Genomic DNA, 13597 nt, shown 5'->3' with positions numbered 1-13597 from the left:
AAAAACAGCAATAAAATCCTGTGTAATAAGATTTTAAAATATATATTCACGCCCAAATCAAATTCCTTTCGCATACTTGCAAAATATGTCAAAATCCCTGAAGCCTGCTTATCTAAAAATTGAACCGGCAGTACTTGCTTATGAACGGGACAAGAAAGGTATTTATTACGCCTATGTAACCATTTGGACCATCATTTTTTCGGTTCCACTTTTTTGGCTGCTTGATTTAATTTTTCTAAAAGAATACTGGGATTCCATGTTGATGGTGCGTTTGGCAACAGGCGTAGCAACCTACCTGATTTATTACAACGGATTGAAGCGGAAGGTTCATTTCATGACCTACCTGAATTTGATTGTTGGACTGAATATGATTGTGGCAGCATCTATCTGTGCATGGGTGCCTTATGGATTTTCTTTGCCATATTTCCTCATCTTCTCTGTGATGGTGCTGTTGTTGAATACCACTGTTTACTGGGAAGTTGCTTATTCCATTTTTCACGTAGGGGTAAGCTATGTGGTGATTATCCTGCTCTATGGTTTCAAGAACAATGTGGAGAGTTATAGTGCATTGGTTACGTACGGTGGCGGCACATACTTCGTTGTTTCTGCTTTTGCCTGTCTGATCGCCTTTAACAGGTATAAGATTCTGACCAGAGAGATTGAGAAGAACATTGTCATTGACAACGCCAATCAACAGTTGCTGGAGCAAAATGAGCAGATCAATGATCAAAATATTTTGATTGAGGAAGCCAACAGAAGACTGCGACAGTTAAGTGATTATCGTCAGAATACGTTGCGCATCATGATCCATGACCTGAAGAATTTCATTGGCTCAAACCAGATGTCGATTGACCTGATCACCAGAAAGTCAGGTAATCTTACACCTGAGCAGAAAGAAATCTTGAGCTATATCAACATGGGCAACAAAAAGCTGCATTACCTCTCTGGTAAGTTGTCTGATTCTGCAGAAGCTGATAGTGGTGAGGTAGAATACCGTTATGAGCGATTTGATGCAGTGCCTGAGATTGAAGCAGCAGCAGTTAGTCTGGTTGATGCAGCTGCGATGAAAGAAGTGCAATTGCAGTTCCACATTGCACCTGAGCCCATGTATATTCAGGCAGATAAGATATTCTTCAACCATGTGTTGTATAAGCTTATTGCCAATATCATTCGTTTTACACAGAAGGGTGCTGTGGTTGACTTACTAGTTTCCAATGTGGAAGAAAATTGTGTTATTGAACTGAAAGATAACGGTCAGGCCTTGGGTAAGGAAAAGATGGATGAGTTATTCAATAAGTTGAATAATCCTAATGAAGCGCAGCAGGCGCTGAATCAGACTGGTTTTGGTTTTTCCGTTGCCAGACAGCTTACGGAAAGTATGAATGGTCATTTTTATTACAGTTGTGTTGAATCTCAAGGCAACTATTATCGTATTACCTTTAAACTTGCATAACGCTCAATACTGTTTATGAAAAAACGCCTACTAACCCTTGTCATCCTGCTTGCATCTTACTGCAGCATATTTGGTCAGTACGAGTATGTAAACACCTTCGAGACCATGGGCTACAGAGACCAGAGCATTACGGGTATTGCCGGTGTCTTAACCTATTTTGTTCGTGTTAAGCCTGATGACGATATCGATCGTAGCAGACTGGTACTGTATATCAGACCGTCTCAGATTCTTAACCCTAATACATCCCATGTAACTATTTACATGAGAGATGAGGCAGTCTATACGCAGCGATTGGCGGGTGTTGGTATCGATTCAATCTTTACCATCAATATCCCACTTGAGCGTCGATACCTGCAGGAAGATGGTCGTTATGTGAAAGTTCGTGTGGCTGCAAAAATGAGTATTGCAGACGAGTATTGTAAGGATATTGAGAATCCGGCAGTTTGGATGAGCGTTCGTAATAACTCTTATCTCTACACAGTAAAGAAGAGTACATTGTCTTATCAGCGTAGCCTTAAAGAGACTATGCAAGAGTTCAAACGTGTTTACTCACCGCTAACTGCTGATTTGGATGATGTAATGGCTGGCGGTATCTCTTATGCAATTTTGAAACAGGCTGTTTATTCTAACGTAACAGAGATTGAGAGTGGCGTTTACAATGAATCGGATTCTCTGGGTAAAGGAATTATTGTTGGTGTTGTTAGCAAATTGCCTGAATATATCCGCAACCAGATACCTGCTATAGGAAAAGGGCAGGGCTTGATTGTTTTGGTGAATGGTGGTTCATGGGATAAACAATATCTCGTTATCACTGGAGCCGATGCTGAAGGCTTTAAAAAGGCCATCAAGGTTTTGTCGAACAACAACATCATGAGTAGTGCTTTCTCTGAAAAACTACTTGTAGATAATGCATTAACCAAAGTGAGTGAAAGAAGCGGTCTGCCTGTTGTGCTTTCGTTGGAACAACTCGGTGGTCAGCCTGCCATCATGGAAGGCGTTGGTGCTTTAAAAGCCAATTATTCATTTTCATTGGCTGATTATAACGCCATTCCTGAGAAACTTACTTTCCACCTGGATGCCTTGTTCTCAATGTTGAAAGAGTCTGATCGTGGTTTCTTAAACGTTTATCTGAATGATAACCTCGTATACAGTACAACTTTATCTGATAAGCGTAATTTTTCTGAAGACATTGATCTGAAGCCTTACTTGTTGACCAAGAATAACGGGCTTACTGTAGAAATGCGTTTCCATCCAGGTACCAATATCTGTAAGGATGGATTTGCCAATTTCTTCGGCTTTATCAATCCCAAAACATCAACCATTACCTTCAAGGGTGAACGTAGAAATGAGTTCTCTAACTTCTTTAATTATCCTGGCGAGTTTAGAAAATCACCACTGAAATTCCTGATTACGCCTGCTATCTATCCATTGGTAACTTCTTCTGTTGGTGAGCTGATTTATCAGATCAACGCAACCACGATTGCTACCCCAAGCATGATTTTGCCTGTAATTGAAGCTTCAGATAAAGCGCAGATGGCTGATATGCGTGGATACAATGTAATTGCTTTGTTACAGCGTACAGACGGTTTTATCAAGAACTTCAATTCACTGCCAGTAAACTTTACCAAAGACTTCCAGTTGTATAAAGACTTGGAAGGTCAGGTTAGTTATTCAATCAATGACTTCTCCAATAGTGGTATCGCACAGATATTCAGACAGAATGGTAGCACATTCCTCGTAGTGTCTACACTTGGAGATACCTCCATTCAAGGAGCATACGAAAGCGTTATCAAGAGTTTCGGTACACAGTTCTCTTCTATTGAAACAAACGTATGTATTGCCACCAGTAAAGGACAGAGTAATTTCTTCTTCAAGTTACCAGAGGATTCAGACCTCGTAACATATCGTGGAGATAGAAACCCACTGCTGGTTTTCTGGGAGACGTACAAATTCTTTATCGTCGGTTTCCTTGTAGCATTTCTGATACTTGCCTTCTTCTTTGTGCGTAAGCGAGTGAAGAAATCTCAGGAGATCGTTTAATCAATTTTGTGCTGCCGGGGAAACCCGGCAGACTATCTTGTTATGCCTTTATGTGCCCTCAATCATATGGTGTCTGCGGGAATGTTTCCGGAAGAAAAGCTCCGGGACATTGCAAACATTGCTGATGAGTACAACTATGCTTTGATTAAAGCTGCATTGAACTTTGGGTTTTTGACCCGTAAAGAGTATGTGGCTTTTCTGGAAAAAGAGAATTACCCACTCATTGATGTACGCAACGAGGAAATCGACGAGTACTTATTAGAACAGTGCGATCTGCACCATATGAATTCCTTTCTCTACATTCCTCTTCGTAGAGATGGTAGTGGAACTTTGTTGATTGCAGCGGCAGACCCTTTGGATGAGAAATTGATTGCCGGACTTGCAGTTAAATTTAATTGCCGCATCAGAATGCTGGCAGCTTCCGATTTGGATATTACTTGGTTAGCACATACCAAACGCGGTATCTTCTTTGTAAAAGAAGCTGTATTCAGTCTAATGCGAAGAGACCCTGAGAGCTCGGGTATCATTACTTTCACGGATGGACAGCTGGCTGTTTTTTTTGGTGTGACTATATTATTGTTGTTAGCATTAGGCGTCTCCTTCGTATCAACATCCATCATACTCAACCTGTTTTTGAGTCTGACCTTTCTCTTCGCCATCTTATTTAAGCTTTACCTGGCTTTGAAAGGATCCATGAGTGAATTACATGATTCTGTGACCAAAGAAGAAATCAGGGCTGTTGAAAATCATACCCTTCCGGTATATACGATATTGCTGCCAGTGTATAAAGAAGATAAGTTGATTCGTAAACTTATCTGGAACCTGCGCAGCTTAGATTATCCAAGAGGTAAGCTTGACGTAAAACTGCTGATTGAGGAAGATGATGATAAAACATTGAATGCCGTTAGGGCGCTGGATTTTCCTGCAAACTTTGAGGTAATTGTTGTGCCTTATCACATGCCTAAGACCAAGCCGAAAGCATGTAATTACGGTATTTATTTCTGCAGAGGTAAATACCTCACTATCTATGATGCAGAAGATATCCCGGATTCTGATCAGCTGAAAAAAGTGGTGGTGCTTTTCAGAAAACTACCAGATGAGTTTATCGTATTGCAAGGTGCGTTAAACTATTTTAATAAGAATGAGAACCTGCTCACAAGGATGTTTACCCTGGAGTATTCTTACTGGTTCGATTACATGCTTACCGGTCTTCAGTCACTGGATGTACCTATTCCGTTGGGTGGTACATCTAATCACTTTAAGCTCGATAAGTTGGTTGAGTTGGGTGCATGGGATCCCTTCAATGTTACAGAGGATGCCGACTTAGGTGTACGCGTATTTGAAAAGCTCTATAAAGTAGGAGTGGTAAATAGTACTACGCTGGAAGAAGCCAATAACGAACCATTTAACTGGATTCGTCAGCGCTCCAGATGGATTAAAGGCTATATGCAGACCTTTTTGGTACACATGCGTAACCCACGGAAACTGATTCGAAGAATTGGTTGGAGAGGATTTTTTGGATTCAACTTCTTTATTGGTGGTACTGCCGTAACCTTCCTTTTGTACCCGGTGCTCTTAGTCTTCTTTATTATTTATATCATTTTTGATATTAAATCTGTGCGTGCTTTATTCCCAGACTGGGTTTTGTATATCTCCATTTTCAACTTTATTGCAGGTAACGTACTAATGGTTTATGTGAACATGCTTGCTGTGTTTAAAAGACGTTACTATGAGTTGATTTTGTTTGCTGCATTAAATCCTATTTATTGGTTAATGCACTCTATCGCGGCTTACAAAGGGTTGTGGCAGTTAATCTACAAACCATTTTACTGGGAGAAAACAAACCATGGTTTAACCAAAGTATCTCATTCTTCTACCGCTGCATCAGTAGCAGGTAACTCATGATATGCAGATATCGAAGAAAAATATTAGCCTTTTAACCTTGTTCATGGTCCTGTACTATGTATGTATTACATGGATTGTGCACAGGAGTGGCTATGAGCATACTGAGTCATTATTTTATGCTGAGAAACTAAAACTGTTGTTTGAAGCTAAGCAGAATAAGCTGGTTATTCTTGGTACTACTTTTCCAAGCTTGGTGTTTTTATCTAACCTTGTCTTTACGCCGCTGGGTTATTTATTTGCGCCTGTGGCTGCTTCCATCCTCGTGATGAGCATCCTTTACTATTTTATTCTGAGAAACCACCTCAGTACCAAATTGCCGATGAATATTTATGTACCTATGGTGACGGCTCTGTTTATGTTTCACCCGGGTATGGTATTCGCAGCTGTTTCGGGAAGAAGTATTGCTATGGTATTGCTCTTCTTCTATCTGGTTTATAGAAGTTTTTTTAACTACTACAGAAGCCAAACAACTTTCTATTTGTCACTTTCCAGCATTTATTTGGCTTGCTTGATTTTCAGCAATTATAACTTCATTTGGCTACTGATAGCCTTCTTTCCGTTTATTGTATTGATTTCTCTGGAAGGTATCAAGATATCAAAAGACCAGCCACCGGTATTGCAGTACTATGAATCTCTGAACAATCGTTCTCTGCGCAGAAAGCTGGCTAACAGAACTGCTGCTATTTATATCATTATCTTTTTGCTGCCCCTTGGGGCTATCTACTTGTTTAGAACATTGAACCAATCGCACGCAGGTAATCCTGAATATTTTCTTAGTAGTCAGTATTCAAACTGGGCGATCACTGGTTTGAAAGCTATTGATAATCTCTTAGTAGATGCCAAGGGCACCATTCTGACAAAGCAGACACAGATTGTGTATCATTTCTTTATTCTATTGATGACACCATTGTTTGTGGTTGCATTAATGCTGTATAAAGGAAAGATATATGAGTTAATGACCATTATCTCTCCGTTTATTTTGTTATCTGTTTTGTTAATCGCAAATCGATATTATTTATCTGTAGAATACCTGCTTATATTCCTGCTGTTGGCCGTCCTTATTTTGATTTATTATGCTGGCAAAACCGATCACAGCTTCAGGCGAATGCGGGTGATGATTTTTACAGGAATCATCCTTAGTATCATTGGTGGTTTTTATTATTTCTCTAAGACAAATGATTTTGAAGAGAAAAACTTTTATCATGCCCTCTTAAAGGGCGGGGCATTCCGTGAGACTAGGGCCATTAGTGAAGAAAAGCAGATAGCTCAGTTTATTCAGGATGTAACTGATGGAGGCGGTAAAGTGATGATTGATGATGCTGCAGCTTATGGCATTGTAGCCCATCTGGAAAGTCTGAATAATATTCTCTTGCCCTTGCAACCAAGCTTTGTAACAGTTGTAGAGAACCCCACATTATCGGTTAACTATTTGTGTATTGCAAAGCGGGAAAACCGATTACACAACTTTACCGTATTGAACGCATATAATATTGAGCAAATGCGTAGAAGGATAGGGTTGAACCTGCTGGTTATGTTTGAAACACCGAATTGGGTACTTTATAAAATCAGTAATTAAAAAAGCCCTTGCACTGCAAGGGCTTTTCTTTTTTTAGGCACATGATTAGTTTCTAACCGGTTTGCCACCTTTAAGTAAGCTTTGAATTCGCTCTAGTGTTTTCTTCTCACCACAGAGACTTAAGAAAGCTTCTCTTTCTAAATCCAGCAGGTATTGTTCACTCACCAAAGTAGGTTCACTCAGGTCGCCACCGCACATCACATAGGCCAGTTTCTTGGCTACAGTACGATCATGATCGGTTGCATAACCACCACGCCACATCGCATGAATACCGGCGTACATAGCACCTAGTCCGGATTTACCCAGCACTTTGATGTCTTTGCGTTGCAATGGTGTTTGATAGCCACCATCGTATAGTTCAATCACAGATTGTCTTGCTGCTTCAATTCTTCTGCCAGCGTTCAGGATAATTTCATCTTGTCCTTTTCTCAGGATACCCATTCCCATACCTTCATGTGCAGAGGTGGCTACTTTTGCAGTAGCAATCGCAAAGAATCGATTCTTGAGTGTAATGGTTTCCGGCTCATCTTCATGCATTTCATCAGAAGCACGCAATACAAACTCCTTGGTACCACCACCGCCTGGAATCAGGCCTACACCTAATTCTACTAGACCGATATATGTTTCCGCTGCAGCACAAATTTTGTCTGCATGTAAGTTCAATTCGCAACCTCCACCCAATGTTAAACCATGGGGTGCAGTAACAACAGGTACAGCGCTGTAACGTGCCCGCATCATGGTATTCTGGAACATGCGAATGGCCATATCCAGTTCATCATATTCTTGTTCAATTGCCAGCATGAAGATCATGCCTACATTGGCACCAGCACTGAAATTGGGGCCATCATTGGCAATCACCAATCCTTTGAATTTATCTTCAGCAATACCAATGGCTTTGTTGATACCTTCCAATACTTCACCACCCATGCTATTCATCTTGGTGCTCCATTCCAGACCAGCTACATCACCGCCTAAATCATATACTTTACAAGCACTGTTTTTCCAAACCAGCTTGTCAGACTTATGGTTCATCACCAGGAATGCATCACCGCCAGGTAAAGTTTTATAGGATTTGCTGGCTACATCATAACAATAACGTTTGCCATCCTGCACTTTATAAAAACTGTTGTTACCCGCAGCAAGCATTTCTTCTACCCATGCAGCTACGCTTACACCTGCTGCTTTCATCTTTTCTACTGTCTTGGCTACACCTAATAAATCCCAAGTTTCAAATGCACCAATCTCCCAACCAAACCCGGCCATCATGGCATCATCCACACGATACAATTCGTCAGATATTTCCGGAATTCTGTGTGAGATATAAGAGAAAAGTGAATAATGGAATGCACGATAAAATGATCCTGCTTTATCCGGTGCTTCATTCAGCATACCAATTCTTTGCTTTAAAGAATCAATAGGCTTGGCCGCTTCAATGCTCGCATATTTTGCTTTCACACGCGGCGCATATTCCATGCTTTGAAGATTCAGTGTAAGGATTTCTTTACCCTTATCTGATTTGATCTTTTTGAAAAAGCCCTGACCTGTTTTGTCGCCCAGCCAGTTTTGTGCTACCATTTTCTCTAACCAGGAAGGAATAGCAAAGATGGATGCAGCTTCATCTGTGGGGCAATTGTCGGCAACACCTTTAGCTACTTTCACCAGTGTATCAATACCTACAACATCAGCTGTTCTGAATGTTGCAGATTTGGGACGGCCAATAATGGGTCCAGTAAGCAAATCAATTTCATCAATGCTTAATCCCTGCTTTTCCATGATATGGAAAATGCTCATGATACTGAATACACCAATTCTGTTGGCGATAAATGCAGGCGTGTCTTTACAAAGCACTGTTGTTTTTCCTAGGTGCAAATCACCATAGTGCATCAGAAAATCAGTAACAGCAGGATCTGTATCTGGTGTTGGGATAATTTCCAGCAAGCGCAGGTATCTGGGCGGATTGAAAAAGTGTGTGCCACAGAAATGTTGTTTAAAATCAGCTGATCTGCCTTCACTCAGCATATGAATAGGAATACCTGAAGTGTTCGAAGTAATCAGTGTACCGGGCTTTCTGAACTGCTCAACTTTTTCATAGATGATTTTCTTGATGTCTAAACGTTCTACCACCACTTCAATGATCCAATCGCACTTGGCAATCTCTTTCATGTTATCATCAAAATTGCCTGTGGAGATGCGCTTCAGCACATCTTTATGATAAACAGGAGAGGGGTTGCTTTTAACTGCAGCTTGTAAAGCATCATTCACCAATTTGTTTCGTTCGGCGGGTTTGGTACTTTCTGTAGCTTCTTTTGGAACCATGTCCAGTAAGAGCACTTGAACACCAATACCTGCAAAATGGCAGGCAATACGGCTGCCCATTACGCCACTTCCCAATACGGCTACCTGTTTGATCACACGTTTCATACAGCAAAGAATTTGTGCTAAAATTAGTTAGTTATGCAACTATTTTCATCGAAGATAGGTGGAAATTCCATTTCAAATTCCCAAAACAAAAAAAAGGATAAGCATCGCTTATCCTTGTGGCAAATCATTGGATCATTGGTATGATGATACCTATGAAATGTCTTCATCCATGGCGGCTGCACCCCTGTATGCCAGATAAAGGCAAACCAGATATGCAGCTAGCAGAACATAAACGACTAACATATGCGGGGGTATTAGTTAGCGATGTTGTGCCCATTCTTATACCTGCATGTAGCAGATTCTAAAAGCCAAGCGACCGAATATTTCCGTTTCTTTTATTGCATGACAATGCGTGCAATAATTTGTTTATTCTTTGTTCCTTAAATTTTCAACTTTTTTCTGGATTCATATTGTTAATTTTTCCACTTTGAATATGCTTTTTGGGGATAGTGTCGCCTTTGCCCTGATCTACAACCAGTCCAACCCCGTTTTAACCATCGCTTTAGATATGCGACCATTTACACAAATCGCTGCGGGCTGCGAATTGTTTCAAGTACATTTGTTCTATGCAGGTAACCGATTCATTAGTGGCCAAGCTGGCGCATCTTTCCCGCTTATACCTCACCGAGGCTGAGCAGGCATCGATGCGTGGTGAATTACAGGCCATGATTCAGTTTGTGGACAAGCTGAATGAATTGGATACCAGCGGTGTGCAACCGCTTATACATATGGGTGATGCACAAAACACCTTAAGAGCCGATCAGCCGGCAGCTATGTTAGATAACCAAACTGCTATTGACCAGGCGCCATCAGCCAAACCACCTTATTTCAGCATTCCTAAAGTCATTCGTAAATAATATGGAACCAATCATCCATTTGGACAATATTCAGAAAAGCTATTTCATGGGTTCACAGGCCATTCCTGTACTCAAGGGTATTTCCCTCGATATTCACAGGAATGAATATGTGGCATTGATGGGACCATCAGGTAGCGGAAAAAGTACTTTGATGAATATCCTTGGCTGTCTGGACTCACCCACAGGTGGCACCTATGTGCTGAACGGTCATGATGTGAGCAAAATGCCCGATGATGATTTGGCCGATGTACGTAACAAAGAAATTGGTTTCGTATTCCAGCAGTTTAACCTCCTGCCAAGATTAACCGCAGCAGAGAATGTGGCCCTGCCATTGATCTATGCCGGTGTATCAAAGAAAGACCGTATGGAGAGAGCCATGGAAGCTTTGAAAAAAGTAGGTTTGGAAACGAGAAGTCACCACAAATCTAATGAGCTCAGTGGTGGTCAGATTCAGCGTGTGGCCATTGCCCGTGCATTGGTGAATAATCCCTCACTTTTGTTGGCTGATGAACCTACCGGTAACCTGGATTCCAAAACCTCAGTAGAAGTGATGGAAATCTTTAGCCAGATACAGGCAGCAGGTAATACCGTTGTACTGGTTACACACGAAGAAGATATTGCCGCATATGCCAAGCGGGTGGTACGCTTGCGCGATGGTTTGATTGAAACCGATCATGCGCAGGTTAAGCAGCATCATCATGTAGTTTAATCCTGATAATCAAAGAAATAATGAGGCGGCAAGTGAACAATTTGCCGCTTTTTTCATTTTTAGTTTTATTTGCGCCCCAACAAACCAAGCACATGGCCCTGAAAATATATACCAAGACCGGTGATGCCGGACATACTTCCTTAATCGGTGGAACCAAGGTTCCCAAGAGTCACCTGCGTATTGAGAGCTACGGTACAGTGGATGAATTGAATTCATACATTGGCTTATGCAATGACCATATCACTGATACAGCTGTTAATAGCATGCTGAAAGAAATTCAGGACAGGCTTTTCACCATTGGTTCTTCCTTGGCTTGCGATCCTGATAAAGAGCCTGCCATGAAGATTCCTGATTTGAAAGATAGTGATGTGGCTTTGCTGGAGCAGACTATCGACAAGATGAATGAAGTGCTGCCTGCCATGAAATCATTTATACTTCCGGGCGGCCATCCTGCTGTATCGCATCTACACGTAGCGCGTTGTGTGTGTAGAAGAGCAGAACGCAATTGTGTTTACTTGAAAGAGAACCAATTATTCGTGGATGATCTGGTCTTGAAATACCTTAATCGTTTGAGCGATTATTTGTTTGTATTGGCCCGTTATGTAGGCCATCAATTGAATGCGCCAGAAATTCCGTGGAAGCCCCGTATTAGCTAACCAATTTTCCATCCTTCATTCGAAGAATACGATCGCTCATAGCGGCCAATGCATCATTGTGTGTAACGATAAGAAAGGTCTGCGCAAGGGTATCGCGTAAACGGATAAATAATTGATGTAATTCCTGTGCATTGGTGCTGTCCAGATTACCCGTAGGCTCATCTGCAAAAACAATCTTGGGTTGGTTGATCAAAGCCCTTGCCACAGCCACTCTTTGCTGTTCTCCACCACTGAGTTGTTGGGGTTTATTTTCAGCCCTGTCGGCTAGTCCCAGCATATCAAGTAATTCCAAACCTCTTTTCTGTGCAGCAGCTTGTTTAGTGCCGGCAATCCATGCAGGGATGCACACATTCTCTAAGGCTGTAAACTCGGGCAGTAAATGATGGAACTGAAAGATGAAACCAATCTGGGTATTACGGAACTGGGCCAAAGCTTTGCCGCTGAGTTGGTGCACTGCCTGTCCGTTAATCCAGATTTCGCCCTGATCAGCAGCGTCCAGGGTACCCAAAATATGGAGCAGGGTACTTTTACCAGCGCCGGAAGAGCCAACAATGCTGACCACTTCGCCGGCCTGCACTTCCAGATCAATTCCTTTAACCACTTCCAGATCGACGTAGCGCTTATGTATATTAGTTGCCTTGAGCATGGGTATTCAGTGGCGTAAACTTACAATTAAGCTGCTGTGCTGCCATGGATTTAGTTTTTTATTTACACATAGTGTGATAAGCCTGATTTGGTTATTTCATCAATACGGTTACATTTGCACAAAAATTCGGGACTATGTTCTGGACATTAGAATTAGCAAGTTATCTGGAAGAAGCACCTTGGCCAGCCACTAAGGATGAATTATTGGATTATGCCATCCGTTCAGGCGCACCCATCGAAGTGGTGGAGAATCTCCAAGAACTGGATGATGAGGGTGAGGTCTATGAGAGCATCGAAGACATCTGGCCAGATTATCCGAGCCAGGAAGATTTCATGTTCAATGAAGACGAATACTAAAATATCATCCCTGCGGTACCGCAGGGATTTTTTATGCAACTACATGTCCTCTTGCTGCTTCTAATAAGGCAAACCAATCTGCTCGGTGTAAACTGATTTGTGTTGCTCTTTTTGCTTCTTGTAATCTCGATAGTTTAGATGTGCCTACCACCGGCAGGATACCTGCTGGATGCTTGTGTAAAAACGCCAGTAATACTTCATTCACACCGGTATGGTATGCTTGCGCAATTTGTGTGGCGATAGGTAGTATGCGCATGTACACTTCATTGCCTGCATCAAATAATTTGGCACCACCCATTGGCGACCAAGCCATGGGAATGATTTGATGCTGCATACAATGATCCAGTATGCCGTTGAAAAAAGGATCTGTTGCTGTGATAGAACATTCAAACTGATTATAACGCACTTGTGTGTAGCGCATCAGCAAGTCTGTTTGATGCGGTAAAAAATTTGATACACCAAAGGCGAGTATTTTACCAGCAGCCAATAAACTGTCAACAGCTTTCGCAACTTCACCTGGATGCAGCAAGGGATCTGGGCGATGAATCAGCATCAGGTCCAGATAATCAGTATGTAAGTTTTTCAGTGATTGCTCAACGGATTGGATGATATGCTCTGCACTGGTGTCGTATGACTTAAGCAAATGCTCCGGTCTATTGGGCGTTACCATCCGAATACCGCATTTACTAATGAGTTGCATTTGCGTACGCAGGTGAGGGGCTTCTGCTAATGCAGCGCCAAACTCAGCTTCAGTGGTATAATCGCCATAAATATCTGCATGGTCAAAGCTGGTGATGCCTGCTTCCAGGCAACCATCAATTATTGTTCTGTATTCAGCAGTGGAATAGTTTGCACCCCATTTACCCCAGCGCATGCATCCGGCAACAGGTGCAGTAATTGTATGATGTTCCATGCCCTAAAAATAGGGGAATAAAAAAAGTCACGCAATTGCGTGACTTAAGCAATATTGTTTGCAAA

Annotated in this window: 11 protein-coding genes; 8 read left to right on the top strand and 3 right to left on the bottom strand. The window is 41.7% G+C overall.

From position 1 onward, the window contains the following. Window positions 1–85 precede the first annotated feature (85 nt). Genes J0L83_06790 through J0L83_06775 form a run of 4 tightly spaced genes read left to right on the top strand, consistent with a single transcriptional unit; the run spans window position 86 to window position 6974 of the window. Entirely contained in the window at window positions 86–1453 is a 1368-nt protein-coding gene (locus J0L83_06790; protein ID MBN8664257.1) for a HAMP domain-containing histidine kinase, read from the top strand. A 15-nt stretch (window positions 1454–1468) separates the two neighbouring features. Continuing rightward, window positions 1469–3493: a cellulose biosynthesis cyclic di-GMP-binding regulatory protein BcsB gene (locus J0L83_06785; GenBank protein ID MBN8664256.1), complete on the top strand. Its 2025-nt coding sequence runs from the start codon at window positions 1469–1471 to the stop codon at window positions 3491–3493. A 42-nt stretch (window positions 3494–3535) separates the two neighbouring features. Beyond that, window positions 3536–5398, top strand: coding sequence for a glycosyltransferase (locus tag J0L83_06780; protein MBN8664255.1), 1863 nt, complete (start codon window positions 3536–3538; stop codon window positions 5396–5398). Between the two features lie 43 nt (window positions 5399–5441). Next, window positions 5442–6974, top strand: a complete 1533-nt coding sequence (locus tag J0L83_06775) for a hypothetical protein (protein MBN8664254.1) — start codon at window positions 5442–5444, stop codon at window positions 6972–6974. A gap of 45 nt (window positions 6975–7019) precedes the next feature. On the opposite strand, the gene J0L83_06770 is transcribed toward J0L83_06775, so the two are convergent. Continuing rightward, window positions 7020–9395, bottom strand: coding sequence for a 3-hydroxyacyl-CoA dehydrogenase/enoyl-CoA hydratase family protein (locus J0L83_06770; protein MBN8664253.1), 2376 nt, complete (start codon window positions 9393–9395; stop codon window positions 7020–7022). A 566-nt stretch (window positions 9396–9961) separates the two neighbouring features. On the opposite strand from J0L83_06770, the gene gatC reads away from it, so the two are divergent. The 3 genes from gatC to J0L83_06755 all read left to right on the top strand — a co-directional run bounded on the left by gatC (window position 9962) and on the right by J0L83_06755 (window position 11617). Then, window positions 9962–10252 carry an Asp-tRNA(Asn)/Glu-tRNA(Gln) amidotransferase subunit GatC gene (gene gatC, locus J0L83_06765; protein ID MBN8664252.1) on the top strand — a complete coding sequence of 97 codons (291 nt, stop codon included), beginning with the start codon at window positions 9962–9964 and terminating at the stop codon, window positions 10250–10252. A gap of 10 nt (window positions 10253–10262) precedes the next feature. Beyond that, window positions 10263–10961 (top strand): ABC transporter ATP-binding protein, encoded by a 699-nt coding sequence (locus J0L83_06760; GenBank protein MBN8664251.1) that lies wholly within the window; start codon window positions 10263–10265, stop codon window positions 10959–10961. A gap of 92 nt (window positions 10962–11053) precedes the next feature. Next, window positions 11054–11617: a cob(I)yrinic acid a,c-diamide adenosyltransferase gene (locus tag J0L83_06755; protein ID MBN8664250.1), complete on the top strand. Its 564-nt coding sequence runs from the start codon at window positions 11054–11056 to the stop codon at window positions 11615–11617. Here J0L83_06755 and J0L83_06750 read toward each other — a convergent pair. Next, window positions 11610–12263 carry an ABC transporter ATP-binding protein gene (locus J0L83_06750; protein MBN8664249.1) on the bottom strand — a complete coding sequence of 218 codons (654 nt, stop codon included), beginning with the start codon at window positions 12261–12263 and terminating at the stop codon, window positions 11610–11612. The two genes, J0L83_06755 and J0L83_06750, sit on opposite strands and share 8 nt — an antisense overlap. Window positions 12264–12397: 134 nt before the next feature. Here J0L83_06750 and J0L83_06745 point away from each other — a divergent pair, with 134 nt between their 5' ends. Beyond that, window positions 12398–12619 (top strand): DUF2795 domain-containing protein, encoded by a 222-nt coding sequence (locus tag J0L83_06745; GenBank protein MBN8664248.1) that lies wholly within the window; start codon window positions 12398–12400, stop codon window positions 12617–12619. 31 nt (window positions 12620–12650) lie between these two features. Here the strand turns inward: J0L83_06745 and J0L83_06740 are convergent, their stop codons facing one another. Beyond that, window positions 12651–13532 (bottom strand): aldo/keto reductase, encoded by an 882-nt coding sequence (locus tag J0L83_06740; protein MBN8664247.1) that lies wholly within the window; start codon window positions 13530–13532, stop codon window positions 12651–12653. Window positions 13533–13597: the final 65 nt, after the last annotated feature.

Source organism: Chitinophagales bacterium (genome assembly GCA_017303835.1).
GTDB lineage: Bacteria > Bacteroidota > Bacteroidia > Chitinophagales > Chitinophagaceae > JAFLBI01.
This window is presented reverse-complemented; position numbering and strand designations above follow the sequence as displayed.